This is a genomic window from Salinivibrio sp. PR919 (assembly GCF_001995355.1).
Lineage (GTDB): Bacteria > Pseudomonadota > Gammaproteobacteria > Enterobacterales > Vibrionaceae > Salinivibrio > Salinivibrio proteolyticus.
Genome location: NZ_MUFL01000048.1, coordinates 1 through 26,872, shown reverse-complemented (window position 1 = coordinate 26,872; position 26,872 = coordinate 1). Strand labels below are relative to the sequence as shown.

General features: G+C 50.2%; 18 protein-coding genes, 1 pseudogene and 1 riboswitch. Of the genes and pseudogenes, 6 read left to right on the top strand and 13 right to left on the bottom strand.

Translation table 11 applies throughout. The features are described 5' to 3' along the window. Positions 1–576: 576 nt before the first annotated feature. The 3 genes and pseudogenes from BZG83_RS10350 to BZG83_RS17160 form a co-directional block, all read right to left on the bottom strand. Positions 577–1,482 (bottom strand): homocysteine S-methyltransferase family protein, encoded by a 906-nt coding sequence (locus BZG83_RS10350; protein ID WP_077480404.1) that lies wholly within the window; start codon positions 1,480–1,482, stop codon positions 577–579. Positions 1,483–1,563: 81 nt separating this feature from the next. Beyond that, a complete protein-coding gene (locus tag BZG83_RS17165; RefSeq protein WP_415752733.1) occupies positions 1,564–1,983 on the bottom strand; it encodes a CZB domain-containing protein in 420 nt (139 codons plus the stop codon). Positions 1,984–2,004: 21 nt separating this feature from the next. Continuing rightward, a pseudogene (locus tag BZG83_RS17160) lies at positions 2,005–2,340 on the bottom strand (methyl-accepting chemotaxis protein); the annotation flags it as partial. 491 nt (positions 2,341–2,831) lie between these two features. On the opposite strand from BZG83_RS17160, the gene BZG83_RS10340 reads away from it, so the two are divergent. Further along, positions 2,832–3,857, top strand: a complete 1,026-nt coding sequence (locus BZG83_RS10340; protein ID WP_077480402.1) for a potassium channel family protein — start codon at positions 2,832–2,834, stop codon at positions 3,855–3,857. Positions 3,858–3,940: 83 nt separating this feature from the next. On the opposite strand, the gene thiD is transcribed toward BZG83_RS10340, so the two are convergent. The 5 genes from thiD to BZG83_RS10315 form a co-directional block, all read right to left on the bottom strand. Continuing rightward, positions 3,941–4,798, bottom strand: coding sequence for a bifunctional hydroxymethylpyrimidine kinase/phosphomethylpyrimidine kinase (gene thiD / locus BZG83_RS10335; protein WP_077480401.1), 858 nt, complete (start codon positions 4,796–4,798; stop codon positions 3,941–3,943). Between the two features lie 61 nt (positions 4,799–4,859). Beyond that, a riboswitch (TPP riboswitch) is annotated at positions 4,860–4,960 on the bottom strand. 62 nt (positions 4,961–5,022) lie between these two features. Beyond that, positions 5,023–6,783: a putative bifunctional diguanylate cyclase/phosphodiesterase gene (locus tag BZG83_RS10330; RefSeq protein ID WP_077480400.1), complete on the bottom strand. Its 1,761-nt coding sequence runs from the start codon at positions 6,781–6,783 to the stop codon at positions 5,023–5,025. Beyond that, complete coding sequence (locus tag BZG83_RS10325; protein ID WP_077480399.1) at positions 6,780–8,675, bottom strand: PAS domain-containing sensor histidine kinase; 1,896 nt, start codon at positions 8,673–8,675, stop codon at positions 6,780–6,782. Before BZG83_RS10325 ends, BZG83_RS10330 begins: the two co-directional genes overlap by 4 nt. 62 nt (positions 8,676–8,737) lie before the next feature. Next, positions 8,738–9,004: a DUF3081 domain-containing protein gene (locus tag BZG83_RS10320; RefSeq protein WP_077480398.1), complete on the bottom strand. Its 267-nt coding sequence runs from the start codon at positions 9,002–9,004 to the stop codon at positions 8,738–8,740. A gap of 17 nt (positions 9,005–9,021) precedes the next feature. After that, a complete protein-coding gene (locus BZG83_RS10315; protein ID WP_077480397.1) occupies positions 9,022–9,810 on the bottom strand; it encodes an HAD family hydrolase in 789 nt (262 codons plus the stop codon). Positions 9,811–10,272: 462 nt separating this feature from the next. On the opposite strand from BZG83_RS10315, the gene BZG83_RS10310 reads away from it, so the two are divergent. Beyond that, positions 10,273–12,540 (top strand): bifunctional diguanylate cyclase/phosphodiesterase, encoded by a 2,268-nt coding sequence (locus BZG83_RS10310; protein WP_158074954.1) that lies wholly within the window; start codon positions 10,273–10,275, stop codon positions 12,538–12,540. Here BZG83_RS10310 and BZG83_RS10305 read toward each other — a convergent pair. The 3 genes from BZG83_RS10305 to BZG83_RS10295 all read right to left on the bottom strand — a co-directional run bounded on the left by BZG83_RS10305 (position 12,508) and on the right by BZG83_RS10295 (position 16,469). Beyond that, entirely contained in the window at positions 12,508–13,152 is a 645-nt protein-coding gene (locus BZG83_RS10305; RefSeq protein WP_241828288.1) for a GNAT family N-acetyltransferase, read from the bottom strand. The two genes, BZG83_RS10310 and BZG83_RS10305, sit on opposite strands and share 33 nt — an antisense overlap. Before the next feature lie 185 nt (positions 13,153–13,337). Beyond that, positions 13,338–14,207 carry a DMT family transporter gene (locus BZG83_RS10300; RefSeq protein ID WP_077480395.1) on the bottom strand — a complete coding sequence of 290 codons (870 nt, stop codon included), beginning with the start codon at positions 14,205–14,207 and terminating at the stop codon, positions 13,338–13,340. 285 nt (positions 14,208–14,492) lie between these two features. Then, entirely contained in the window at positions 14,493–16,469 is a 1,977-nt protein-coding gene (locus tag BZG83_RS10295) for a replication initiator protein RctB domain-containing protein (protein ID WP_077480394.1), read from the bottom strand. Positions 16,470–17,810: 1,341 nt separating this feature from the next. On the opposite strand from BZG83_RS10295, the gene BZG83_RS10290 reads away from it, so the two are divergent. The 4 genes from BZG83_RS10290 to BZG83_RS10275 all read left to right on the top strand — a co-directional run bounded on the left by BZG83_RS10290 (position 17,811) and on the right by BZG83_RS10275 (position 24,211). Further along, positions 17,811–19,019, top strand: a complete 1,209-nt coding sequence (locus tag BZG83_RS10290) for a ParA family protein (protein ID WP_069586764.1) — start codon at positions 17,811–17,813, stop codon at positions 19,017–19,019. Between the two features lie 9 nt (positions 19,020–19,028). Further along, positions 19,029–20,003, top strand: a complete 975-nt coding sequence (locus BZG83_RS10285; RefSeq protein ID WP_077480393.1) for a ParB/RepB/Spo0J family partition protein — start codon at positions 19,029–19,031, stop codon at positions 20,001–20,003. 98 nt (positions 20,004–20,101) lie between these two features. After that, positions 20,102–22,126 (top strand): GNAT family N-acetyltransferase, encoded by a 2,025-nt coding sequence (locus BZG83_RS10280; protein ID WP_077480392.1) that lies wholly within the window; start codon positions 20,102–20,104, stop codon positions 22,124–22,126. A 423-nt stretch (positions 22,127–22,549) separates the two neighbouring features. Then, positions 22,550–24,211, top strand: coding sequence for a DUF342 domain-containing protein (locus BZG83_RS10275; protein WP_077480391.1), 1,662 nt, complete (start codon positions 22,550–22,552; stop codon positions 24,209–24,211). A gap of 24 nt (positions 24,212–24,235) precedes the next feature. Here the strand turns inward: BZG83_RS10275 and BZG83_RS10270 are convergent, their stop codons facing one another. Further along, a complete protein-coding gene (locus BZG83_RS10270; protein WP_077480390.1) occupies positions 24,236–26,353 on the bottom strand; it encodes a type I secretion system permease/ATPase in 2,118 nt (705 codons plus the stop codon). Then, positions 26,346–26,872, bottom strand: a 527-nt coding sequence (locus tag BZG83_RS10265) for an EAL domain-containing protein (RefSeq protein ID WP_158074953.1), incomplete at its 5' end; no start/stop codon positions are given. The genes BZG83_RS10270 and BZG83_RS10265, both read right to left, overlap by 8 nt.

Below are 26,872 nucleotides of genomic sequence, written 5' to 3'. Positions count from 1 at the left end.
TATTAATAATCCGTTGGGGGTAGCACAAGGAAACGACGCGATACTGACACCTATCGGGAAGCTATTGAAAGAAAAAAATACCAACGTAGACTAAGCCACTACATACTCCCACGCGGGAGCGTGGGAACGAGAGGTGCGTCGGCTTCGGTATGCATTCCCACGCAGGAGCATGGGAACGAGTGGTACATCGGCTTCGGTATGCATTCCCACGCAGGAGCATGGGAACGAGTGGTGCATCGGCCACGGTATGCATTCCCACGCCGGAGCGTGGGAACGAGTGGTACATCGGCTACAGTATGCATTCCCACGCGGGAGCGTGGGAACGAGTGATGCATTGGCTTCGGTATGCATTCCCACGCCGGAGCGCGGGAACGAGTGGTGCGTCGGCTTCGGTATGCATTCCCACGACGGAGCGTGGGAACGAGTGGTGCGTCGGCTTCGGTATGCATTCCCACGCAGGAGCGTGGGAACGAGTGGTGCATTGGCTTCGGTATGCATTCCCACGCCGGAGCGTGGGAACGAGAGGTGCGTCGGCTTCGGTATGCATTCCCACGCCGGAGCGTGGGAACGAGTTATCTAACGCTCTCCCAGCTGCGAAAACTTGATGATCTCGTGAGATTGTTCAAGGGTTTGCGTGAGGTGTTGGATGTGCGCGGGGGTGATTTCGCAGCAGCCGCCGACGACGAGGGCACCGTCGGCGATCCATTGTTGTACGCGTTCGGTGTGCACTAGCGGAGAGAGATCTTCACGGGCCTCTAGCGCATCGGCTTTGCTGCCTTTGGCCATATCATCCACAGATTTAAAGGCATTGGCATAGCCACCCACGGTGTGATAGTTCCGTGCCATGTGTGGCATTGCAGTGGTCAATACGGCTGGATCACAGCAATTAAGCATCACCGCTGTGGGGGCGTAGTCGGCCACGGCGCGCATTGCCTCGTTAAGCGACTCGCCAGAGCGCAAGTTACCATCAGCCTCGAGACGAAATGCAACGCCATAAGGCTTACCTTGCTCGCGAGCGGCGGCACAGGCTGCGCGCGCTTCGAGTGTGTTGCTCATGGTTTCGATAAGAAAGACGTCCACGTCAGGCTGTAGGAGCGCAATATGGGCAAACTCCGCTTTCATGTCTTCAAAGCTACGCTGGGGCTGACCGAGATAGCTGCCGACTAGAGGGGGTAAGCAACCGGCAATATCAACGTCCTCGCCGGTTTCGTCGATAGCTTGTTGCAATGCAAAAAAGGCCTGCCGATAGATGGTGTCAATGCTATCGAGCAACCCCGCCTTCGCCAAGCGTGTTGGGGTGGCCGGATAGGTATTGAGAGTATGCGTTTTGGCGCCTGCCCGGATAAAGTCTTTGTGTACGTCTTTAACAATATTCGGATGCTCTAACATTACCGCCACCGACCAAAGCCGTGAGCTCACTTGTGGCGCTCGCTGATAAATTTCTTGCCCTAGGCCACCATCGAGTAATGCAATCGACGTCATGGYAACTTCAGCCTCCTTCGGCTTTTTATCCTTGATTTAGGATGAGATTACCATCTGTGTCGTTATTTCACACTCATCGTGTTACGCGACTTCTTCGCTGCCTTCAATCGCCAGATGTTCAAGTTTATCAATCACCGTCATACTGGCATTCTCCATCCCTGTTAGCGCCGCGATCATCTGCTCGGGTTGCTGTGCATGAAACGCTGCTACCGCCGCTTTCGCGTGAGTGTGTACTTGCTCATGAGGGGCGGCGATAGCTTTAAAACTTTGTAACTGGGCGAAGTACTGTCGTCCTTCGCCGCGATCGTACCACTGCCCTAAGCGGCACTGGGTATGGTCGGTCACATCATCGGCGTTCATGCTATCTTCACCGAGCACCACACGATAAATCGCAAACTTAAAACTGATATGGTCGAGTTTTGCCAGTTCACAAAAGGCACGCAATGCAGATGCTTTAATGGTGGTTCGACTGTGCTGCGCCTGCTCACTTTGCGTCGCCATCGCATCTGCCACCTGTTGGCCTTGCTCGCTATATTTGATCGCTTCACTGGCAAGCTGATCGGTTAGCGTACACGCATGCCCACTCCCGGCGCGAATCTTCTCCACCAGCTGAGTAATATCTTGCGTAGCGGTGGAGGTGCGTTCGGCGAGGTTACGGACTTCATCAGCCACCACGGCGAATCCCCTCCCTTGCTCGCCAGCTCGGGCTGCCTCAATCGCCGCATTCAGGGCCAACAGATTGGTTTGGTCAGCCACATCGCGAATCAAGTTCACAATGCCACTGACTTCCTGTGCGTGTTGGTCAAGAGCACGAATTGCTTCCGACGATTGCTGACATTGCGCGGATAATGACTGCACATGGCGAGCAAGATCATTGACTTGTTCGGCACATGACGCCGCCTGATGGCTCACCTCCGTCACACGCTCTTTTTCACCATTAATAGTTTCTGCCAGAGTCGCCAGCGAAGATTGGGTCGAGGTAATCGAATCACCAAAATGGCACAGGTTAGCGTCGATCGCTTTACCGGTTTGGCGTTTTTTCTGTACCACGGCCAGCTCCGATTCTAACGCCGCCTTTTCGCTGTGCAGCGCGTCTATCTGGGCATTGACTTGCTCCAGTTTTAGCTGTAATTCAGTACGTTTTTGTTGTTCTTGTTCGAGTTGACGACGAGATGTAAACACGCGAAGCCCTCCGAGTTGTTAATATACATATTGTACGCCTTATACATACGCATGTGCTTGTAATCGATTAAACTGTGATCCTCTCAACGCCAATGCGTTGATTTACACTGTAAACCCATAAAAAATCCCTTCATACTGGCGTTTCCATAGCGAATGAGCGAGACACTATGACCTTTTGGTTGCTTTTTAAACGTTGGATTATCAGCCACTTCGCCCATTTAAACGGGCGTATTCTCGGATTGGTCGTACTCGCCTACGGCATCATTGGCTGGCTGCTTTTACAATCAGCGGGTGAAACTGAGATGACTCAGTCACTCAGTCGCTACATCTATTACTTAGTGGTCACCGCCTCTACCGTGGGGTATGGCGATTACTCGCCCGCCACCGAAGCAGGACAGTGGATTACCGCCTTTTGGATCATTCCCGGTGGACTCGGTCTGTTTGCGGTGGTGATTGGGCATGTGACCAGTGCCTTGGTGGATTATTGGCGACGTGGATTACAAGGAAAACGGAGTCTTACTGTGAAAAATCATATTTTAGTTTTGGGGTGGAACGGCCAGCGTACCATTCAGTTAATCCGTTTATTGCAAAGCGGTATTCATGGCGAGCGCCCGATCGTGCTTTGTGTCCGTCCTGAAATGGAAAATCCGCTGCCTGGCGAGGTAGAGTTTGTGCGCGTGACCAGCTTTACTGATGCCGAGGGCATCGCGCGCGCCGGCATCGACAGTGCCGCGAGTATTATTATCGATAACCCAGAAGACGATATCACGCTTTCTGCGGCGCTGTTCTGCGCTCACAAAAACCCTTCTGCCCATTTACTCGCGTATTTTCAAGATGATGCACTCAGCCAAATATTGAAGCAGCACTATCCGCACGCTGAATGTGTGCCGTCTGTGTCGGTGGAAATGCTGGCAAAAGCGGCCGTTGATCCCGGTTCAAGCCAATTACATCACGAGCTATTGAGCACGGCTCAAGGGATGACCCAATACTGTGCCCGCTACCCCACCGATGCGAGTGCAACCGATGTCGGCACCTTGTTTAATCAATTAAAGCATGAGTATGATGCAACCTTAATTGGTCTCGACAAAGGCGATGGGATCACTCTGAACCCTCGCCTACACACTGAAGTGGCACCGGGCGATCGCATCTTTTATATCGCCGCCGAGCGTTTACCACATTGGTCTGCCGCCTAACGGACGCGTCCAACGCATCTTTGCTGTTTTCTTTTCGATGCCGCTGCCCCACTTGGGTTGCAGCGGATCGTTTCCATCTCGTCTCAGGGCAATTCCGCGACAGCATGCTCTGCTGGCGACAGACACAAATTATCAGGGTAAGCGTAAAAATGATGCACCGGCCCAGCACCTCTTCCGACCGTTAGCTGCTGACTATGCGCTAAGGCCTCCGTCAAATACTGCTTAGCCGCTCGCCCGGCCTCGATAGGCGTCATCCCTTGGGCATAAAACGAGGCGATTGCAGCAGACAGTGAACATCCGGTGCCATGGGTGTTGGTAGTTTCAATGCGGCGTGCGCGCAAGGTTTGACAGGTATCTCGGCTAATCCACATATCGACGCTTTCAGGGGCGTGATGTAAATGGCCCCCTTTGAGCATCACGTAAGGACAGCCTAGATGGCGAAGTGCCGGCACCAGCTCATGCATTTGCTCTATAGAGGTAGGCACAGGCCGACCGGTTAAGCGAGCGGCCTCCGGCAAGTTGGGAGTGAGCACCGTTGCTCGCGGAATAAGCTCTTCAATCAACGCCCTCATGGCCTGCTCGTCGAGCAAAGGGTCGCCGCTGGTCGCGACCATTACGGGATCTAAAATCACCGGTAAGTGTGGCGACCGTGCCAGCACAGCAGCGACTTCACGAATAATCGCTTGATTGGCCAGCATACCGATTTTCACCGCACGCACCGGCATGTCGTATAACACTGCATCTAATTGGGCGCGCACAAAATCGGGCTCAACCGCCAAGACGGCCTCGACACCGCAGGTATTTTGCGCGGTTAGCGCAGTGATCACCGAGCACGCATAGCCGCCGGTCGCTGAAATCGCTTTAATGTCGGCTTGAATGCCCGCGCCACCACCGCTGTCTGAGCCGGCAATGGTGAGAATAACAGGTGGAGATAGGTTCATATTGGCCCCTTAATCATCAGGGGCGGAAGGAGACAAAATGAGGCAGTATGCGTCACTTTGTGCGCTGATCGTGTCAGTTCCCTCCGCCAGTGCTAACTGGATCAGGTTCTACGGGTCCTGCTTTCGCAGTCTCAGCAATTACTTGCTCCCCGACTAACTGTGTTCAGGATATGCATCCTACGGATAAAGCGCAAGCCTCATCTCTAATCCGATGATGACCACGGCTATCCAGACACGGGCGCACTGATAGCCGTCGCTGGGCATTCACATCCGGTTTGCAGAAGCTGTTCAAACTGTTCTGACCCCAGCGGTTTGGCATACAAGAAGCCTTGCGCTTGGTCACAGCCAATACGCTGCAAAATCTGTTGCTGGCCAACTTCTTCCACGCCTTCGGCCACCACACCGTGGCCGAACCCATGCGCTAGGTCGATCACGCTGCCAACAAGGTGTTTGTCACTGGCGTTGGATGCAAGGTCTTGAATAAAGCTACGATCAAGCTTCACCCAATCCACAGGAAGCTGTTTCAAATAGCTCAATGAACTGTAGCCTGTGCCAAAATCATCAAGCGCAATGTGCATCCCCGCATCACGGAGCTGTTGTAACTCTTTAAGCGCCACCGACATATGTCGAATTAATGCCGATTCAGTAACCTCAAGCTGAATGATTTGGGTGGGTACTTCCAGCGCTTGGCAGCGGGCAAGAATGCTGTCGGCAAAACCGTGGCGAAGTTGCTGGGAAGAGACATTGATGGCTAAGTGAAACGCCTCGGGCAAGGTGTATTGCTCTCGCCAACGGACCAGCGCGCGCAACGCCATAGAAAAAACTGCATCGCCGAGTTGGATCATATCGGCACTTCGCTCGGCAATGGGAATAAACTCGGCCGGGCTGATCGCTCCCAGTTGCGGATGACGCCAACGCAATAACGCCTCAGCGCCTACCATGGTGCCAGTATTGAGATCCCATTTGGGCTGAAAGACCAAAGACAACCCTCCTTGTTCAAGAGCCGGGCTAAGTCCATTGCGGATCATATGCTCACGTTGCGATTGCGCATCCAACTCTTGGCGATAATGACCCACTTCGGTGTCATCGGTCGGGATGGCTAGAATCGCTTGGCGAAAGAGTTGCTCCACATCGTGATGCTCCCCTTCCGCTTGAGCTATTCCCACATGGCAGTGCATCGACATCAAACGGCCATCAAGGGTGTGATGCCCGCTCAATAATCGACACATCCGCTTGGCAAGTGCGTCAATGGCGGTGATATCTCCTTCCACTAACATCACCAAACGTGTGTTGTCCCAGACACCAATACGCCGACCTCTTGCGACCGAGCTACTAGCCAACAGCCCTGCAAGGTGCTTATACAGCGCTTCTGTCATTAAGTGGCCTTGATGCTGTGTTACCGCCTCCATCCCATCCAACGCTATCATAAACACGGTCACCATCCCCTTTGCGAGTTGACGTTCAGCCGCATCCACCAGCGCACGTCGATTGGGTAGATTGGTTAGGGGATCGGTTAAAGACAAGGTACGTAATGCCGCGGTTTGCTTATTCACTAACATCTGCAAACGCGCCGCTTGATCTCGCTCTTTCAGGGTTTTGAATTGAAAATGGAGAATATTATGGATGCGCTGGAGCACTTCATGGTGATCAAACGGCTTGGTGAGATAATCAATGGCCCCACGACATAAGGCTTGGTTGCGCAGATTGTTATCACTATCGGCAGTGAGCACCATCACCGGGGGACAGTGCTCACCGAGCGTATTGTTCAACAGATCGAGTACATCCAGCCCCGAGCGTTGTGGCATACGCATATCAAGCAACACTAAATCGGGGACCGGGGAGAGGTAATCGGTCACAAGGCGTGGATCGTTAAGGCCTGTGATGTGTTGATAGCCAGATTGCAGCAACATGGCAGTCAACAAGTCGACATTCTCCGGTCGATCATCAATGATCAGGATCTGCGCTTGGGATTTTTCTCGTGTCATGCCCTGTCCTCCAAAAGTGTTTGCATCGCTCGGCCCAACGCCGCACCCGATACCGGTGATGCCAACGTCACAATGCTGTCGCTGTGCGATTGCATAGATTCAGAGTCCGGCACGTTAACCACGATCATGGGCCGTTCCCCGAGTCGCGACTGAACCTGATCTGCCGTGTCATCAAGCACCGCATAACTGACCATGAACAGTGAGGGCGGTGTGGTATGCGCCATCGCGGCTGCCAACGATAAATCATGGACACAGGTCAAGGTCAGTAACGGCCAGTCTTCGAACCAATCGGCCATTAAGCGTTGCTGYGCAACGTCTGGTTCAATAAAAAGCACTCGATGCGGCTGGGTAAGGGTGAACGGCGTGGGTGAAGACGCTATCTCGGTCAACGACTGGCCACGGTAGGGAAAGGTGACGGCAAAACAGCTCCCTTTTCCGACTTCGCTGCTCACGGTGATCTCACCTTGCATTTGCGCAATCAATTGCTGTGTGACCGCAAGCCCCACGCCTGCCCCTTCAATATGGGTATGCTCGGCCGCTAAGCGATTAAAAGGCTCAAATAACGCGCTCAGCTTATCCTGTTCAATGCCAATGCCTGTGTCCGTCACCGCGATCGTTATCGTTTCGGCTTGCTGATGGGTCGATACCGTGACACGGCCACCGGCATGGTTGTATTTAATTGCATTGCTAATGAGGTTGATCAGCACTTGCTTAAATCGGGTCACATCGACGTAAATATCGCCGTTAAGTGCGTCCGGTAAGGTATGGCGCAAACTCACCGTCTGGCGATGAGCAAGGGGCAACAGCGAATCGACAGCCTCGCAAATCATCGGACGCAAAGGTGCCCAGCTCGGGTTGAGGGAAATTTTTCCCGCCTCGATTTTGGCAAGATCCAGCACATCATTAATCAGGGTGAGTAAATGACGGCCACTTTGGTGTATTTGTGCCACGTATTGTTGCTGAGTGGCCTCTAACGCTGGCGAGGTCGCATTCATTAATAATTGTGCATAGCCAAGCACACAGTTAAGCGGGGTGCGTAATTCATGACTCATTGCAGAAAGAAAGTCACTTTTCGCTTGGTTCGCCCGCTCCGCGTCTTTCATGGCATTAAGAAGTGGGGTGGCATCGTACGCGACAGTCACAATGGCATATGGCTCACCCTCAAGGTGATGGATAAGGGTTTTCGCCAGCTTAAAGGTGCGGCCATCGTTCAGAGTTACATCGGTATGCACCGGCTCGCCATTCATGGTCAGTTGATGATCCAGCGCGTTGAGTGTCTCTCGTCCTCCTTCGGGTAATAACTGCGCAAAGGCATCAGCTAACACCTCCACATTATCGACCCCAACGGCCTGGACACACGCATGATTGGCCATGGTATATCGCCCGCCTAGCTCACGGACAAACACTGGATTAGCAATCGCATTGATGATGGTTTTTAGCTGGTTGCGCTCGTGTTTTACGCTCGCTTGCGCCTGCGTGAGCGCGCTGAGATCAGACATGATGCCGATAAACTCACGCCGATTGTCTATCTGTACTTCACTGACCGCAAGGTGTACAGGGACGAGGTGCCCATCGACATGACGGGCCTTAACTCGCCGCCCAGTTCCAATCACTTTTGCTTCACCACCGGTAAGGTATTGCATCAGATAATGCTGATGCTTACCCTCATGCTCTGGCGGCATCAAGCATTCCACATTGTTGCCCACCAGTTGCCGGTGGTCATAGCCAAGCAACGTGTGGGTGTAGGGATTGGCATCGATAATCACACCTGATTCATCAATCACCAAAATGGCAGCGGCTGCACTCGCCACGAGTGCTTGATAGTGAGCATCCGTGCCTGTCACTGCGCACTGTTTGTCGGTACGGCTTTTCTTAACGATTTGATTATCCATAACAAATCCTGATCATCGGCCAAAAAAAACGCCCCATGGCGGGGCGTTTATCGAATGTTTGGTCACGACTGTCGATAGTTTTTCACCAAGGCATCGACCTTATTCAAGAACTGCGTTTTAAGGTTTTCGTGCTCATAATCCAGGTGATATGTATTGTGAAACCCCACCCGTAACTGTACGCCATTTCCGGCTAAATAAATGGTGTAGCCGTCATAATCTGAGAAGGCTTCAATACCATCTAGGCGATGTCCCTCTTTGGTTTTTTCTCCAAACTGAGTCACTATCTCGTAGGCGCGAAGTAGATATGCAGGATCTAGTTCGTTTTTCACGCTTCCCTCCTGACCGTTTATCGGAATGGCGTATCACCTCCCCGGCGCAAGGTGTGAGACGGCAAAGGCGACGCGATGACCGGATGCGATGGAACAGTAGTTGCTGGTCCCTGTTCGCGTGAATGCATCGGCTTTTCTATGATATTGGGCAGCGTCGCGAGTGTATCAAGGGTCAGATCGGGACGCGCTTTCTCTATCTCTGTTCCGTAATTATAGCCGTAAGTCACGCAAACAACAGGCGATCCGACCGACCTTGCGGCCTGAACATCATTCACTGCATCCCCAACAACCAATAGCTCCGTGGGCGCAACGCGCAAAATCGCCGCGGCCTCGTAGATGGCATCGGGGCCCGATTGCAAGGCGGCAATCGCATCAGCCCCCACAATCCGCGTGAAAAAGTGGCTCACGCCGAGCGCTTTTAACAAACTATTGGCGTGAACGGTTTGCATGTGCGTGGTACAGATCATGGGAAGCTGTCGGCGTGCCAGTCCTTTCAAGCACTCGAGAACGCCCGGATAGAGTCGTGTTTTTGGCGGTTTTTTGCCCAGATAAGAGGACAAGAAAAGCGTGCGCGCCTGATTCAAGACCGCATCTGACACGCGGCCATTGATCTGGCGTGTTAACACCCGGTGGATCAACAAATCTGCGCCATCACCGATCCAATCTTTGATCGTATTCGGATCTTCAGATGGTAGATCGAGCCCTTTCAACATGCCCGATATCGCGTCAACAAGGTCGTCAAATGGGTCCGCTAAGGTCCCATCTAGATCGAAACATACCGCAGAGACATTCTCCAACTTTTTCATGGAACTCCCCCACAATCAATGTGTTATTACTCGGCAGGAACAGAGGTGTTGTCGAGAGTGTGTCATCCATCGACTCACTAGAAGTTAGCAGAGAAGGTCGTGATCCCCTATCGAAAGATCAGGCATAATGTATCGAATCTGCGCGAGAAGAATGAATAATCAACCACCCTTTTCAAAAGTTCGTTTCCTAATCAAGCCACTAACCAATGAGTGATTCACATCACATTTTTGCGTTGTTGCGTCCAGTGATACCGACCTGATGACTGTATAAAAAATACGTCATATTTTTGACGAAGCCGATCGCCGTCATMACCCGGTGTCCAAACAAGCGTTCACAGAAATGACACAAAATGCCATCAAAACTGTCATCGAGGCACCTTATCCTTATCGCCTCATTGGTTGTCATACGTTGTTTTCTTGATTATGCGCTTTTTGCGATCACAGCCTATTTGGCGATTCGGCGTGGTTATTGCGCTGGCGGGGTTATCCAGTTGGCTGGTTTACACGCTAGACATACAGCGTCAACACGGTTTGTTCTCGGTACAAGTTGAAAAACAGCGTCATGTGCTCAGCAAAGCCTTTTCACATATTTATCAGCTACAACTTTCTGCGCAACTCTTTTTACAGCAAGAAGCTGGCCCTTCCCAAGCGGCATTTCACCGATTCATTGATACCCATACCCGAGATAATGCTGGGATTGATAGTGTGATGTGGTTGCCTCGCGTGAACCGTGCTGAGCTCAGTGATGTTTTTGCCCAACGTCATCCGGTTCAGCCTTATCCGCCATTAAGCCGCAAAGTATGCCAATGGGTAATGCGTAACGACACCTTCCCCGCACTTTATGTTTCGCCTAAAGCAAAAGAAAATGGCTATCTGGGTTGGCGTGCCGATGCCCAATGTGACAACACGGTGACCATGGAGCGTGCCTATTTCAAACGCCAACCAGAGGCTATGCTCATCAGTGATCAGCATGGGTACGGTGTGCGCTGGTTTGCCGCGATTACCGAACCTGATGGTCAGTTGCGGGGCTATCTTGCGACCACCTTGTATTTCAACTCCTTTTTCCCGGCACTTTGGCAAGGCGACACCCCAGCTCCAGCAATGGCAATGATAGCCAAGGAAGCGTTTGGGCATCAGCAGCTTTTTTCCACCCATTCACCCGCGCGTCTGCATCCTTGGCAAAATCAACGCGCAGATACCGATCTTATTGCCATTCCCGGTAGCGAAGAGGGGCTGGTGGTTCAGTTCTTTGATATTCAATCTCGAAGTGCTGCAAGTCGCTATGCCATTTTAGTCGGCATTTTGGTGCTTGCGTTGGGGCTATCTATTTTGGCGAGTTTCTGGTCCTATGCGAACAGACTCACGCTGGCACAGGCACTGGTAACCAATCAAACACGCCAGCTGTATCATCAAGCTCGGCACGATAGTTTAACTGGGCTGTCCAATCGTGCGGCGCTCGATAGCATGCTGGAACGTATGCTGGCGATGTTGAAAGCCCAACGCGCGACAAGCTTTACGCTATTGTTTATCGACCTCGATCGTTTTAAGGCCGTTAATGACTCTCTCGGGCATGTGGTCGGCGATACCTTACTTAGACGTGTCGCGTCGCGATTAACCCGTTACATCCCCGATGAGCGTATCTTTCGCTTTGGTGGCGACGAGTTTATTGTCTTGCTCGAGCAAGATTGTGCATTGGCATTGGCACAAACCAAAGCCAAACAGTTGCTTCGCGCATTGAGTCAGCCTTATTCCGTTGACGAGCATGTTCTCAATATCAGTGCCAGTATCGGCATCGCGACAGTGAATAACGCCAATGCCTCGTTGCTTGATATTATTCAGCAAGCCGATATTGCCATGTATCACGCCAAGCTTACGCGAGAGCGTCTCGCGATATTTCAACCTGCGATGCTGGCCAAAGTGCAACACCGCTTTATTGTCGAGCAAGATCTTAAAAAGGCTCTTGCCGAACATCAGTTCTCGCTTGCTTATCAGCCTATTTTCGATGGAAAAAATGAAACACTTAGCCACGCCGAGGCGCTATTAAGATGGCACCATCCAACCCTCGGGACTATCTCGCCCGCTGAGTTTATTCCTATCGCAGAGGAAACCGGCTATATCATCGAATTGGGCGAATGGGTATTGGAGCAAGTCGCGCTTAAACTTGATAACTGGAGTGAGCGCTTGCCTACCGATCAGTGCCCAACAATTACGGTTAATGTCTCCGCTAAGCAATGCCAAGCAAGCTCCTTTGCGGATGACATTGCGGACTTGCTCACACGCCATCGATTTGCACCTCAGTGCTTAGCTTTAGAAATGACAGAAACCGCCTTGCTGGAACACTCCGAGTGTGTCGCGACAAACCTCCATCGTCTCCATCAGTTGGGCGTGAAGCTCTATCTGGATGATTTTGGTACGGGCTACTCGTCGTTATCGTTATTGCGCCAATATCCGTTCAGTGTGGTGAAGATGGACCGCAGCTTTATCATGGATATCGATCAGCCGACCGGCAAAGCAGCCCCTTTGTGTCGTGGGATTATTGCCATGGCCCATGCGCTTGATTTGCGTGTCGTCGCAGAAGGGGTCGAAACACGGCAACAGCTTGCTTGGCTGAGTGCTCATCAATGTGATTACTTGCAAGGCTATGTATTATCACGCCCGCTTGAGAGTCACGCCATCGACAAACAAGTGATGCCAGCATCATACCAGCGTATGATGCTTGTGCATGGTTGATGCTGCAGCAAGCGGCGCGGGTTGGGCGTCTAAAGAGACACTATGGATCCCAGGCTGGGTAGAGGCGTGATGTAACCCATACCACTCTTCGCGAAGCACACCGAAACGTAACGCATCATAGTACTCACCTTGAAAGAAGCGCACCGAACGCAACCGGCCTTCTTCTTTCATACCTAACGCCTTCGCGCAGCGCATCATGCCCGGATTCCCTGACCAAGTAGTCAGCCCTATCCGGTTAAGCGTTTGGCAGCGAAATAACTCATCCACCCACAAGGTCAACGCGCGGCGGCCGATTCCCTTACCCCAATCGGCGGGGTCAAAAATAGTGATCCCCACTTCAAGCCAGCGTGTGCGTTTGTCTTCCCAGTAGAAGGTCACATAGCCCACAGGACGTTCATCCACACAAATGACTTTGGCGCTGTCGCCAACAATAAAACGTCGGAACAGGCCAAACCGAAAGGACCAAAATGAGACAGGTTCGAGAGGAATATAAGGCGCGTCAAACTGCTTCCACGCGCGAGAGTGATAAATCTGACGCCAGAAATAGGCCGCTTCACGACGAAAGGCGGGTCGAATCGTTACCCGCGGCGTCTCCATTTCCTTCACTTCCATGTTCGTAACGATTTCTCCTTGGGTTCACTACCAAATAATCGGTGATGAGGCCGATGACTTCACGCGGCCTTGCGCAGGCGTCACCCATAAAGGCATCCAATCTAACTCAATTAACCACCACATCGCTCACCTCCTATCAACACCCTAGGTTGATACTACGCTCATTTATCAAGTGTAGACGGTTGTCAGCGTGTTGGATGGGTAGATCGTTGCGATAATCCAACGCCGAGAAGCACCAAACTGCCACCAATGAGGTGATAGTACGTTAATACTTCATCAAGCCATATCATGGCAATGCCTGCGGTGAGTACGGGTAATAAGTTCATGTACATCGCGGTACGGCTAGCGCCATTGAGCGCGATCGCATTAAGCCACAATGCAGGCGCCAACACCGACGCGCCAACGGCCGCAAAGCCCACCAAGGGATATGCGTCGGGAACAATATCAGCACTGGGCGCGGCATAAAGCACAGGCAAGAGCATCAATACTGCAAACAATGCCTGTACATACACAGAAACCCAATTAGAAACCGACATCGGCCAGCGTTTGAGTAATACACAATACAAGGCATAAGCAGACGCGCAAATCAACATGAGTCCGTCACCGACAGTGACACCGCTTTCAAGCAGCGCCAAGGGCTGACCTTGGGTGAGCATATACCCAAGTCCAAAAAAGGACAATATCGCGCCAGCGATTGCGATACGTGTTAGAGGTTGGTTCAAAAACCATACGCTAAATAGCAAACTGAGCAGCGGGACCAACGACATAATTAACGCCATATTGGTGGCGGTAGTCGTTTGTGCTGCGAAATAGGCGACCGATTGGTTGATCACCATACCCAGTGACGCCAACACCGCTAGGCGAGGTGCTAATTTAAACACCGCACGTCGTTGTCGCCATAAAGTCGGCAGGCAAAAGGGAGTAAGCACTAAAATCGCAAAGAACCATCGATAGAAAGCCATGGCGCCGGGAGCAATCACCACCACCGCCATCTTGTTGACGATGGTATTCATCGCCCAAATCGACACTGCCGCAAAGGGCAAGAAAACAGGCATAGATCTCCCAAACAACAAAAATCAATGAAGCAAAAGCAGGCAGTTTACACTGTAAACTCACCAATGAAACGCCTAATTGACTGGGCTTTTATGCTAGGAGGTGTTGTTCAGACAAAGAAAAAGCGGGCAAGGGCCCGCTGGCGAGAGAAGTGCCAAAGGATGTCGACGAGGACATCAAATAGGACAAAGGTATCTATCGAGATTGAGTATATCGTCCTTACTTTGGCAATTGTCAGCGCTTGGTTAACTTACTGCTAATCCTTATTGACATGATAAACGGTAAGGTCAACGCCCTGAGGCGATCTCATCAAGTACGCTTAATACTTGCCCATCTAAATGGCCTTCATACACGCGCTGACAGACTTTACGACGAACGGCTAAGCCTGAGATCAGTCGTTCGATGGAAAGATGACGCTCTTGCTGCTGTTGGTTATAAAACTCAATGGTACGGCTTAGCGTCTCGTACGGCACCACATTCTCACCCACCATCAGCCAATCCAGCTTTTCTAAATAGCCTTGGCATTCTTCCGTGATCACAGACGCTGGATGCCCCGTCATTGCGGATAACGCCGTGATACTGCGTTGCAGGGCTTCTTCCGAGGTATATTTCGACAACACGATCGTAAGCTCATCCGCGTTCACTTCAACCAAATGCTTGCGTAACTTTACACGCCGCCCTAACCGACCGCTGGATTTTTCTTTGCGTTGAATGGGTTCAAACTCCCCATCAATGATCCCGGAAAGCTGATCAAGGTCTTGTTTGGGTAAAATCTCATTACGCAGCGGGTTCGGCATGGTCGGCGCTAGCGATCGTTTACCTTCGTTATACATCTTGGCCCGTGAATAGCGGATCACTTCATCCACATTGCACTTAATATCCATCCGGTAGTCAGGATACTTTTTATCATCCTCGCGAGTAAGGGTCAGATGATACCCCCACAGATTCACCGCAAACACATCATCCGTCACCTTCCCATCAGCCAGCTTTTTAAGCTCTCGAATGAGATCGCTCGAAAAACGGCGCCATTCGATGTTTCTCGCCATTTTCTGGTTTAGCTCGCTCAGCAACAAGGAATCTTCTAAACGACGCGACAGACGGCTTCTGAAGAGCGAATACAGCTGGAAGACCAAGGTATGCTGACGCAAGATCTCGGGGGGGAACAAGAAGAAATAGTCCCTAGTCATCAATTCTTCGAAAAACGACGGTTCCCAAACCAAAATATACAGATTCGGTTTGATTTTCACTTCACCATCATCCCCTTCTTTTGGGGCTTCTTCTGACGCTGTGATGGTGCGAGCCAAGAACCGAAATCGGTCACTTTTAAACCCTTCCGGCATGTTTTCGCTCAACCAACGTCCCGTCAGCTCGTGCAACTGAAAGTCGGTGAATTCAATCCGATCGATACTTTCACGGATAGCATCTCGCGCTGGACCACTGTCTTTCTTACCACGCAGCTGCAGGATGTCCGTAATATAAATTGGCGTCTTATTGCCAATGGTTTGGGTCTGCAGTTCATAACTGGGCAGATGATGATCATGGTATTGCACTGTCAGTGTAAATAGCGCGAACAAGGTCATCAGATCGTCCACCGTCATGATAGACTTCGCTGAGCGTGTCTCGATGATCGCTTTGGTGCCACTGATCGCCACCATCGACTTTTGGTAACTTTTTTTCGTTCGCGGCGGTGCCAATGCTTGGTCAATGATCCCAGCCCAACTGGTCGGCGATACCAAGATCTGATCTTTCTCATCCGGCATGGTAGGAGGCGTGCCTAGCCCATGCTCACTGAGCAGTTGGCGGTTCACTTGATTTTGTGCCAATGCTTTCGAGCGTTTTTGTTTGACCACATCACGGCTTTTCTCTGTCATTAATCCCGCACTACCGAGGGTAGAGATTAAACGGCTAGGATTGACGAAGCGATGAAGCATGGTTTTGCCTGCTAAGCCTTCCTCGAACCGCACCGGTTGTTGGATGAATAACCCTAGGCTGACAGCCGCTCGCAGTCGTTGCTGAATCGCGGCACGGGTGAGTTGGCCTTCAGTGGCATCGACCAATTCTGTGGTTGATACATAGCCATCTCGGGAGGAAAAACCACGGACTGAAATCAGGTTCAGTAACTCAAGAATACTTTTGGTTACCCCTTTAAAATGCTCATATTGAGCAAGCCAGTCAACAAGTTGAGCGTGCACTTCAAAAAGATGCCCGTCTTTGTGCGATCGTGGGGCTTTAATCAGTATTTTTTCTGGTTTGGTGCTGCTCATGTGCAGTTCGTTCCTTTCCCGATAGCTTGCTCATTGAAGAGCGAGAATAGTCAAATAAGCAAAGACCGTAAACTGACCATACTTCCAGGTAAATCCTAATAAAAAAAAATCATAAAAGAAAGATCTTTTTTATTGGCGCTTTTAACTGATCTTTATGATTTAACTGATCTAATTTGATGATCTGATCTACTGATCCATGAGGCGGTTTTTATTTAAGTGTTTGTTTATTAGAGTTTTATTTTTTGACACCCTCGAAAGCATGATCAACACAAGGTCGGAGGCATGATCAACATACGTCTCCAACGATGATCATGTAATGCCCGTATCAATGATCATCAATGGCGCGAAGCGATGATCATCAATCGATTGAAACTATGATCATGGCCCACACACACTTTATCCACAGGCAAGTATTACCTTGTGTGATTATCCTAGCCAAAATACGTGGGATAGCGGCTGTTTATGGTATGGAACTATGATCAAGCTAGCGTCATTTCCAGCTTTCCCGGTCAATATTGGTGAGATTGTCACCAGACGAGGACGGATAGGGAGCGTTTGGTCTTAAAATTGAAATGACATTCACAGTAGATTAGCGAGGCTGAGATATGTGTCCGACTTGCGGAACAATGATCATGATGGCGATCGTGCTGTTGGATCGTATACGTAGCGATGATTGTGAGCCTACTATAGCCGCGGAATGGTGATACGATCCTTTGCGATCCCTTGTTGTATCTGACATTCACCGTATTTTAGCCATCTAGCTTCATCGTTCCGGTTAGAATAGGGAAGAGTCCGTTTGTTGTGGTTCACTTGATCATTTTTCCGTGTTCAGCGGTGTTGTTGAGCGTCCATTTGCCGACAAATTCAACGGATATGTCACTTGATCATCGTTCCTTAACAGGGACACTGATAGCGCAAGCATGATCAAGGTTACTACGCTTTACATCGCATCTGCCTTGATCATGTTTTAGGGAAAAATGATCAAAAGCCATGTTAAAGGTTACTAATAGCATCAAGCGAGGTAGAAAGGTGACTCGTGGAGTATCGTCAGACAGACAATTAGAATTGAAATGACACTATCCGTAATTTGTCCATCATGAAATAGGCTTCCGTGAAATGTTTCCGTTTACATTGTAAATAAGTGACAGTGTGACATTTTAAATATTTGGCGCTTTTCCTACACGAGTAGGCTGATTCTGGCGGCCAAAACTGCCCTTATATTCGCTGGAATAACAATTGTGAGCAGGATCTTTATTTGATTGCTATCTGTTCAGCTTTTTATTGTATTTACTTATTAGTGCTGTACAATCGCCAATTATTCCTCATGATGGCGAAAAGAAGATGGATAGGGAAAAGACGATTGAAAACCTTCGCAATATCGCTGCGCAGACGAAACAAGTTCAGTCTGATCGCGTCGAAATTGTGATGGAAGAGCGACATGATCAGTTGTTTCCACCAATGTCAAAAGCGTTGATGGAAACCCGATCTGGCTTAACCCGTCGTAAGCTAGATGAAGCAATTTCTCGTATGGAGCAGCAAGGGCATCAGTTCACCAAGAACAATGCAAACCACTACTCGATTACCTTAGATGAAGCTCATAAAATCATGGATGCGGCCAATGTCCCCTCTTTTCATGAGCGTAAGGGAAAAGCCCATAAGCCGTGGGTGATTAACATCCAGAACCAGAAAGGCGGAACGGGTAAATCAATGAGTGCGGTGCACCTCGCGGCCTGTATGGCATTAAACTTGGAAAAGCGCTATCGCATTTGTTTAATTGACCTGGATCCCCAAGGGTCGTTGCGTCTGTTCCTTAATCCACAAATCAGCCTGACGGAACAGGAAGGGATTTATTCGGCGGTCGATGTCATGCTGGATAATACCCCCCAAGCGGCAGATAAAGACTTTATGATGCGTAATGTCTTGCTGCCGACGCAATATCCAAACTTAAAAACCATGGCTGCGTTTCCTGAAGATGCCATGTTCAACGCAGAAGCTTGGCAAGCATTGGCAAGTAGTCAGTCGCTCGATGTCGTCGAATTGCTCAAAGAGAAGGTTATTGACCCTATCAGTGATGAGTTCGACGTGATCATGATTGATACGGGTCCGCACATCGATCCCCTCGTTTGGAATGCGATGTATGCGTCGAATGCGTTGGTGATCCCGTGTGCCGCCAAGCGTTTAGATTGGGCATCAACGGTAAACTTTTTCCAGCACTTACCTCAAGTGTATGAAATGTTCCCTGAAGATTGGCATGGTCTCGAGTTTGTGCGCTTGATGCCAACTATGTTTGAAGATGACAATAAAAAGCAAATTTCAGTGTTGACTGAAATGAACTACCTTTTGGGTGACCAAGTGATGATGGCGACGATTCCACGAAGCCGCGCGTTTGAGACCTGTGCAGATACGTATAGCACTGTTTTTGATTTGACCTCGCAAGACTTTGAGGGAGGTAAGAAGACGCTATCAACTGCGCAAGAAGCGGTGCATCGTGTTGGGCTTGAGCTTGAGCGCGTGCTACATAGTCACTGGGCATTGCTCAATCAGGAGTGATAAATAAAAATGGCGATTAAAACTTCCGATTTGAATGCACGTTTGTTTGCTAAGGCCGATAAGCGACGCGCAACCACCACGCGAGAAGCGCAGAAAGCGGCTAGCGAAAAAGCAGCGGTGATTGAGCTGGCCGTGGCCGGTGAACATACTGTTGAATTTGAGTTAATTAAAGTACCGGCGGCAGATATCGCTGAGAAAACCACGGTATTTGATAAGAACGCGCGAGAGCAGTCGTTTCTTAATGAGCTCGCGCTATCAGATATTCTCACCACGCTCAAAGACCGCGGTCAGCAATACCCCGCGGTGGGACGTTGGTTAGATGATGGACGCATTGAGGTATTGGACGGTAGCCGCCGTCGCATGTCGTGCTTGATTGCAGAGCAAGACTTCCTCGTTTATGTCGCGAAAGGTATCAGTACGCGTCATGCAAAATTTCTCTCCGATGTCGCTAATGCGCATAAGCCTTTATCGCTGTATGAGCGAGGCAAAGAGATGCAAGCCATGTTGGATAGTGGCGAAGTGGCTGATCAAAAAGCGCTGGCAACTGTCTGTCAGTGCAGTGAAGCATTGGTCAGTGGTGCGTTGAAAGCCGCTGCCCTACCCTTACCATTACTGCAAGCCTATCCGAGTGTCGCCGAACTTGGCCGTCCGACTATAGTGAAGTTACATCGCTTGTTCTTTGGCTTAGACGACAGTCAACAGCAAGCACTATTGGAGAAACTGGGAAATACCCCGTTGTGGCAACAAGTGGATGCGCAGGGCGTGACGCGTATTACCCGAGAAGTAACCTTGCATATTGAGCAATTCAAGGATGAGTTAGTTGCGCCAAAAGCGAAGCAAAAAGAGCAATCAACGACCTTAGTAGAAGGCCGTGCGGCGTATCGACGCAAAGGCAGTAGTTTAAGCATCAACCTTAAAAAGATTGATGATCAGCAAGCCGAACGTATTCTTGCATTGATTAAAGAGCAGCTCGATAACGCATAAGCCTCGACCTCACGATTGAATATCGGCACGCATTGCGTGCCGTTTTTTTTGCTTTCAGTTATGATCAGCCTATTGTTTGCTACTCGATTAGGCACTTCATGTCGGCCACTTCTCTGTTGTCCCAGTTTTTCTCTCAACTGATTGAAACAGCCCAAGCCCGCTCGCATCGTCAACTGGTGGTCTCAGAGCGGTCGGTGGCTGAGACTCTCTTAGCGTTAGGAGAAGCGTCAGTGCGTCGCGTAGGAAGTCAGGATCTCCCAGATGTCATCAGCTGGCGGCAAACCAAACAATGGTTGGGGCAAGAGTGTGGCCACCTGTTGGTAGACGTTGATGATAAATTTAATAGCGAGGCTTTCTGTGCCATCAGTGGCTGCTGTCGAGCCGGTTCACTGATCATCTTACAGGTGGCTGACGATGTGGCGACGTTACCGTTATCGGTCAGAAGAATGCTTGGGCTTTTGCAAAATACGGACAGTGTGGCTTGGATTTCACATCAAGGCTGGCGGGCGCCCACCCTTCCGCCTTTATCCGACGTATCTCATCTCGTTTCACAACAGGATGCAATTAACGGATTAAAAAAGGTAGTGACTGGGCATCGCCGTCGCCCTTTATTGCTGACTGCGGATCGTGGGCGTGGCAAATCCGCGGCGATGGGAATAGCGGCAGCGCAGTTAGCCTTACAAGCGCCGCGACAAATTGTGGTGACGTCGCCAACTCCCGCCAATGTCACTACCTTGTTTGCCCATGCCAAACAGCAGCTGGGTACAACGGATGTGAATGGGCTCGATGTTGGTGTTGAAGGTAGTCGTATTCGCTTTGTCGCGCCAGATGCGTTGCTGCGAGAATGCCCCGACGCCGATCTTCTTCTCGTTGATGAGGCGGCAGCTATTCCACTGCCAATGATTAGTCAGATCCTTCGTCAGTATAGCCGTGTCGCCATCGCCAGTACCGAGCATGGTTATGAAGGAACGGGTCGCGCCTTTACGCTTAGATTACGCGCGCTCCTCGATGAAGAACAGCCACAGTGGCGCTCTCTCACCCTAACCGAACCCATGCGTTGGGCCGAAGGCGATCCGGTAGAGACCTGTCTGAATCAGCTTTTCCTACTCAATGTAGCTCACGATGTGATACCACCAAAGGTGGAACCGTGTGCGGATAGCGCTGTACAGTTTAAAACGCTCAGCGCTGAACATTTATTCCATCATGAACAAGAGTTGGTCACGCTATTTTCTTTGTTGATGACGGCCCATTATCAAACATCGCCCAATGATTTAGCCTTGTTGCTTGATGATGATAGTTTGCATATCGTCGTTGCCAAGCAAGGTGAATATACGATTGGCGTTGTGGTGGTGGCGGAAGAGGGAGGCTTTTCAACTCCGTTAAGTGAGGCAGTGATTGCAGGCACTCGCCGTATTCGCGGGCACTTACTGGCACAATCATTGGCGACTCACCTTGGAGACAAGAAGGTGTTAGAGAACAAGCTATGGCGTATTCAGCGCATTGCGGTCGCTCCTGAATGGCGTCGGCACGGTGTAGCAAGTGGACTACTGACGCATCTTCAACAGCAAGCCGCGAAAGAAAATATAACCTGTATAGGCACCAGTTTTGGGGCGACAAAGGCCCTTATTCACTTTTGGCAGAAGCAGGGTTTTGAACCGGTCAAACTTGGCATGAAGCGTGACCAGGCTAGCGGATGTTACTCATTGCAGTTAATTAGGCCGGTAAAGACGATGACATGGATGAAAGAAGCCGTGACGCTTTTTCAGCAAAGCTTGCCCCTTTTATTGATGAGCGCACACCAGAATTTGGAGCCGAATATTGCGGCGACACTAGTCGCATTCATGCCCGCTCGTCCGCTAACCAACGCGGAGGCTCGTCAAGTGCAGGGGTATGCGGCCGGCGGTGTTGGCACTGAAGCGGCGATTGGGAGTTTGCAAGCCTGGACTCGGTGGACATTTCAGTCAACGTCGCCTGTCGAGTGGGATTGGCGCGAGGCGCTATTAACCAGTAAAGTCCTACAAGGCCTTTCTTGGCAAATTGTCTGTGCTCGGTTTAATCTGTCAGGTAAGAAGGCGGCAGAGAAAGCCCTGCGTGATTACGTGGCTTTTCGATTGGATAATTAGCCCCTATTTACAGTGTAAATTTGACTTCATACCGCTGCCCCTATTTACACTGTAAATCATTGCCAAAACGCGATGCCTACGCTCAGCTTTAACGGTGACAAAGATACCTTCGCGCTAGATAGCATCTATTCTGGCCCGAGTCAGTGATATGCAATAAGGCGTATGCACCTCACCGCATCCTCACACTTTTTTATGATAAACGCTTACTTCCTCACGCTTTTAGACGTGACCCCACTTCCATGTGTGCCAAAAGCCCTATAATTTATTATTAATGAGACAATTGCGCGCGGCTGCGTTTAATGTCAGCTAGTTTATAAGAAGCTACCTGAAAGATGTCGCCTCGATGAAGGTTTAAACCAATGACGAGGATTGTTTCGCGTTGACGATATCGTTTCCAAAAGGACTTAATAGGCAGGGACCAAGATGCTAGACGAAATCCTACGTATATCGCAGGATGGACAACGAGTATATCTATCAATAGGCGGGCGTCATCCAGGTGATGAGCCGATTGATAAACATCAAATCAAAGACTGGTTGGTTGCCAACCAGGTCGGTAGTTTCTTTTGCTTTGACGATACGATTCAATCAGCGCTCGCAAAACTCAATGACAGCACAGAGCACGATGAGTCTGAAGAAATCATTATCGCAGAAAGTCGTGATGCGACAGTCGAAGCACGTATTGCTGACGATAAAATGACAGCCTATCTGGTCGTGAATGGTGCCTGTGGGGGGAATGGTCTTAAAGCAAATGACATACTTTCGACGTTGCGTGAAGCCAACATTGTGCGTGGTATTAAAAAACCTACCTTACAAAAACTCCTCTCAGCTTCCGGCCGCTTAAAGCCGGGTGAATATCTAGATGTCCCGGTTGCGTTTGGTCGTCAGCCAGTGCCGGGTGAAGATGCCCATATCGTTTATTTAATTGAAGATCCCGCCGACCGCGTTCGTCGACCAAGAGAGCGTGATGACGGGCGAGTCGACATGCGTGATCTCGGTGAGATGGTGATGGTGAAAAATGGTCAGCCGCTCGCCAAGCTGGTGCCTGAAACCGCCGGTTACGAAGGCTTCACCGTGACGGGTTCAGTATTACCGACCACTCCGGGCAAACCCATGACGCTTAATGCGCATGATGGTAGTGAATTTAGTAATAAAGACCCTAATATCTTGGTGGCAACCATGGCAGGTATCCCGCGTTTATTGGATGACGGTGTTGCGGTGGATGATGCCTTGAGTTTGGACGCGGTCGATGTGGGGACGGGGCACGTTAATTTTGAAGGGAGTGTGGTGATTAAAGGCGACGTCGAAGTTGGAATGAAAGTAACCGCAACCGGCACGGTTACCGTCGGTGGTGTGGTTGAGTCATGCACCATTACGGCAGGCGGAGACATTATCGTACAAAATGGCATTATCGGCCGCCAAGTCGCCTCTGRCTCAGAAATCAATTGTACTCTCGTGGCTGAAGGCAACATCGTAGCTAAGTTTGCGCAGTATGCCACCTTGTGTGCCAACCATAATCTCGAACTCACGCTGCATGCGATGCATTGCCAAACCCATGTGGGGAAATCTCTGATAATTGCCGATGCCACCAAACGAAAAGGGACACTTGCAGGGGGTAAACACGAAGTGGGTGAAAAAGTTGAGGCGGTGATCATCGGGGCGAGTGCAGGGGCACACACATATATTCATTGCTTCTCACGCTTGGCGTTATTGAAACGTGAAGTGGTCGATCTCAATAAACAATGGGAAGAGAAAAAAGCGCAACTTAACCGCATTAAAGCTGCAGAAGCGAAACTTGAAGCTTTACCGGCTCAAAAGCGTGATGCGGCGATGGTAGAGCGTATTACCACCACGCGCGATCATCTTTTTGAAGAAATAGACAGCATTGAGTATGAGATTGAAGTAACGGATGCACAAATTGCGGCGGGCTACCGAGAGGCAACAATTGTCGCGACCAAGTCTCTTCTGAGTCGCGTGCATTGCACTATTGGGGAAGAAAAGCATTCTGTCGACTCTGAGCACGGTCCTTCTATTTTGATGTATGAGAATACAAAAATTCAGCTTAAACCTTATCAAGCGAAAGCTTAATCGCGAGTTTACACTGTAAACTGGTTAACTCACCTTCCTTATTTTCCCTTCTTTTAATGCTTGTAAAACGGCCTTCTTCGGCCCATCAGCAACCACGCATCCTTGTTCCATCACAATGATGCGATCAACCACATCGAGCATACCGGTTTTATGGGTATTCAGAATTAGCGTCTCCTCCCGGCGAAGGTCTTTGAGCTGGGTCTTAATGAACTGCTCGGTGCGGTTATCCATCTGACTGGTGGGTTCATCCAAAATAATCACGGGTGGTCGGCCTAACAGCGCGCGTGCGAGCGCGACAGCTTGTCGCTGCCCCCCTGACAACAATGCTCCACCTTCACMCACTTGACGCTCTAAACCGGCTGAATCGTATTGGGTGAATGCGAGGACTCCCGCTCGTGTCGCTGCATCCATAATATCGATATCGTCGGCAAGTGACTGCCCAAGAGTAATATTGTCACGAATTGAACCATAGAAGAGAGTCGGCTCCTGAGGCACAAAACCGACGTTACGACGTACATCAATGTAATGGAGCTGGGAAATGTCAGTGTCATCAAAAGCCACTGACCCCGACGTCGGTTGATAGAGCCCCACCAACAAGCGTGCGATGGTTGTTTTCCCAGAGCCCACTCGGCCGATGATTGCGACTTTTTCTCCAGGGTAAATGGTAAACGAGACGCGACGCAGTGCTTGAGAGGTGGCGTTGGGGTAGTGGAAGTCAACGTTATCAAGCTCGACTTTACCACGCATCATCGGACGATGAATGTAGCGTTTTCCCTCCACTTGCTCTGTGGGAAGGGCCATGAGCTGTTCGATAATATCTAGTGCGGATTTAGCTTGGTGATAGCGCGTTGACAGTAAAGAAAGCTGAACCAGGGGGCCGACTGCGCGAGAGCTGAGCATGCTGGCTGCTATCAGTCCGCCCATGGTCAAGGCGCCTTCCGCGATTTGATAGACACCAAACACTATCATACTGACCACGACAAACTGTTGGACAAAGCTTGCAGAGTTGTGGACGGAATCGGTCAAGCGTCGAGTTTTGATGCTCCAATTCGCCATATGCGCCACGGCTTCTTCCCAGCGGTATTGAAACTGGCTTTCGGCACCAAAAATCTTAATCGTTTCTAGGCCTACGAGGCTTTCAATCAGGTTGGCATTCTTTTGGGACGATAAACGCGTGCCTTCTTCAATTGTGCGCCGTAGCGGTTTTTGAATCAGCATGGCGTGGATAATAAGCAAGGAGACCGCAATCAGGGGCACAATCACCAGAGGACCTGCGACCAGCCAAATGACGAAGAGAAAAATCAACGCAAAGGGGAGGTCGATGAGCGTTGAAATGGAGGCAGAGGTAAAGAATTCTCGGATAGACTCAAATTCTTGCATATGCCTTGCAAACGCGCCTACGGACGGCGGCCGTGCTTCCATCTTGATCCCAATCACTTTGGCGTAGATACGTGAAGAGATCAGCAAGTCAGTTTTCTTACCCGATATATCAATAAAGTAACTGCGCAGGAGTTTGAGCAAGAGGTCAAAAACGAAAATGACGAATATGCCACTCGCCAGCACCCAGAGGGAATCAAACGCAAGGTTTGGGACTATCTTGTCGTAAACCAGCCGTGAAAATAACGGTACGCTGATGGCAAATACGTTGATGAATAGAGAGGCAATCAGCACATCGCGATAGATGTGGCGAGACTGCCAAAGTGTGCCCCAAAACCAATGGCCTTCATCTTTTACTTGCGCTTTTGGAGAGCGCTCATCATATCGAAATTGTTTTTTAAGTAAGAAAAGCCGTCCGACATAGGCGTCATTGAGATCATTTAGCATCACCCATTGAGGGGTCATATCCGCGTGAGGTAGAACAATCTCTGCTTGGCCTGCCTCTAAATCTAATCCCAGCAAGACGCACGCATCGTTATCTTTCATCAACAAAATGGCAGGGCAAAGCAGAGGCGAGACATCTTTGATGGCCATGGTTTCTTCTTTGGCAACAATGCCAGCGCGCTCGGCGGCGCGCGGAAGGAGAAAGGGCGATAGATAACCATCTGAAATGGGTAAGCCCGACWCCAATGCGTCTGGTGAATTCGCGTTACCGAAATAACGCGACACATAGATGAGAGATTGTAGCAGCGGATCTTTAACCATTGCTGTCCTTAGATTTCTCGAAGATATAGCCTTGGAAGCCGTTCACGAATAACTCAGAAAGGCGAGCAAGCTGTGCTTCAGTTTCGACCCGTGTTGCTATGGTGGTGATGTTGAGATTGTGGGCCGTTCGACACACTGACGCCAACACATGTCCCTGAGCATCGTCATCGATATTATTGGTATAGGCAAAATCGATTTTCACGTAATCAGGCTTGAAGCGTTGCAAGTAATCGAGTGACTGGAAGTTACGCCCGTAGTTATCCACCCCAAATTGGAGGGCCGTTCGACACACTGACGCCAACACATGTCCCTGAGCATCGTCATCGATATTATTGGTATAGGCAAAATCGATTTTCACGTAATCAGGCTTGAAGCGTTGCAAGTAATCGAGTGACTGGAAGTTACGCCCGTAGTTATCCACCCCAAATTGGAAACCCGCTTGGCGAATCTGATCCGTGAGCAGACTGGTGTGGTCGGCATGGCGTACAAAGGCCACTTCCGGGATTGCAAACAACAGAC

Bases quoted from the DNA above. Each gene is read 5' to 3' on its own strand.
- BZG83_RS10315 (WP_077480397.1), bottom strand. From the start codon at position 9,810: ATGAAAAAGTTGGAGAATGTCTCTGCGGTATGTTTCGATCTAGATGGG.
- BZG83_RS10285 (WP_077480393.1), top strand. From the start codon at position 19,029: ATGGCGATTAAAACTTCCGATTTGAATGCACGTTTGTTTGCTAAGGCC.
- BZG83_RS10330 (WP_077480400.1), bottom strand. From the start codon at position 6,783: ATGACACGAGAAAAATCCCAAGCGCAGATCCTGATCATTGATGATCGA.
- BZG83_RS10350 (WP_077480404.1), bottom strand. From the start codon at position 1,482: ATGACGTCGATTGCATTACTCGATGGTGGCCTAGGGCAAGAAATTTAT.
- BZG83_RS10280 (WP_077480392.1), top strand. From the start codon at position 20,102: ATGTCGGCCACTTCTCTGTTGTCCCAGTTTTTCTCTCAACTGATTGAA.
- BZG83_RS17165 (WP_415752733.1), bottom strand. From the start codon at position 1,983: ATGGCGACGCAAAGTGAGCAGGCGCAGCACAGTCGAACCACCATTAAA.
- BZG83_RS10305 (WP_241828288.1), bottom strand. From the start codon at position 13,152: ATGGAAGTGAAGGAAATGGAGACGCCGCGGGTAACGATTCGACCCGCC.
- BZG83_RS10295 (WP_077480394.1), bottom strand. From the start codon at position 16,469: ATGAGCAGCACCAAACCAGAAAAAATACTGATTAAAGCCCCACGATCG.
- thiD (WP_077480401.1), bottom strand. From the start codon at position 4,798: ATGAACCTATCTCCACCTGTTATTCTCACCATTGCCGGCTCAGACAGC.
- BZG83_RS10300 (WP_077480395.1), bottom strand. From the start codon at position 14,207: ATGCCTGTTTTCTTGCCCTTTGCGGCAGTGTCGATTTGGGCGATGAAT.
- BZG83_RS10290 (WP_069586764.1), top strand. From the start codon at position 17,811: ATGGATAGGGAAAAGACGATTGAAAACCTTCGCAATATCGCTGCGCAG.
- BZG83_RS10340 (WP_077480402.1), top strand. From the start codon at position 2,832: ATGACCTTTTGGTTGCTTTTTAAACGTTGGATTATCAGCCACTTCGCC.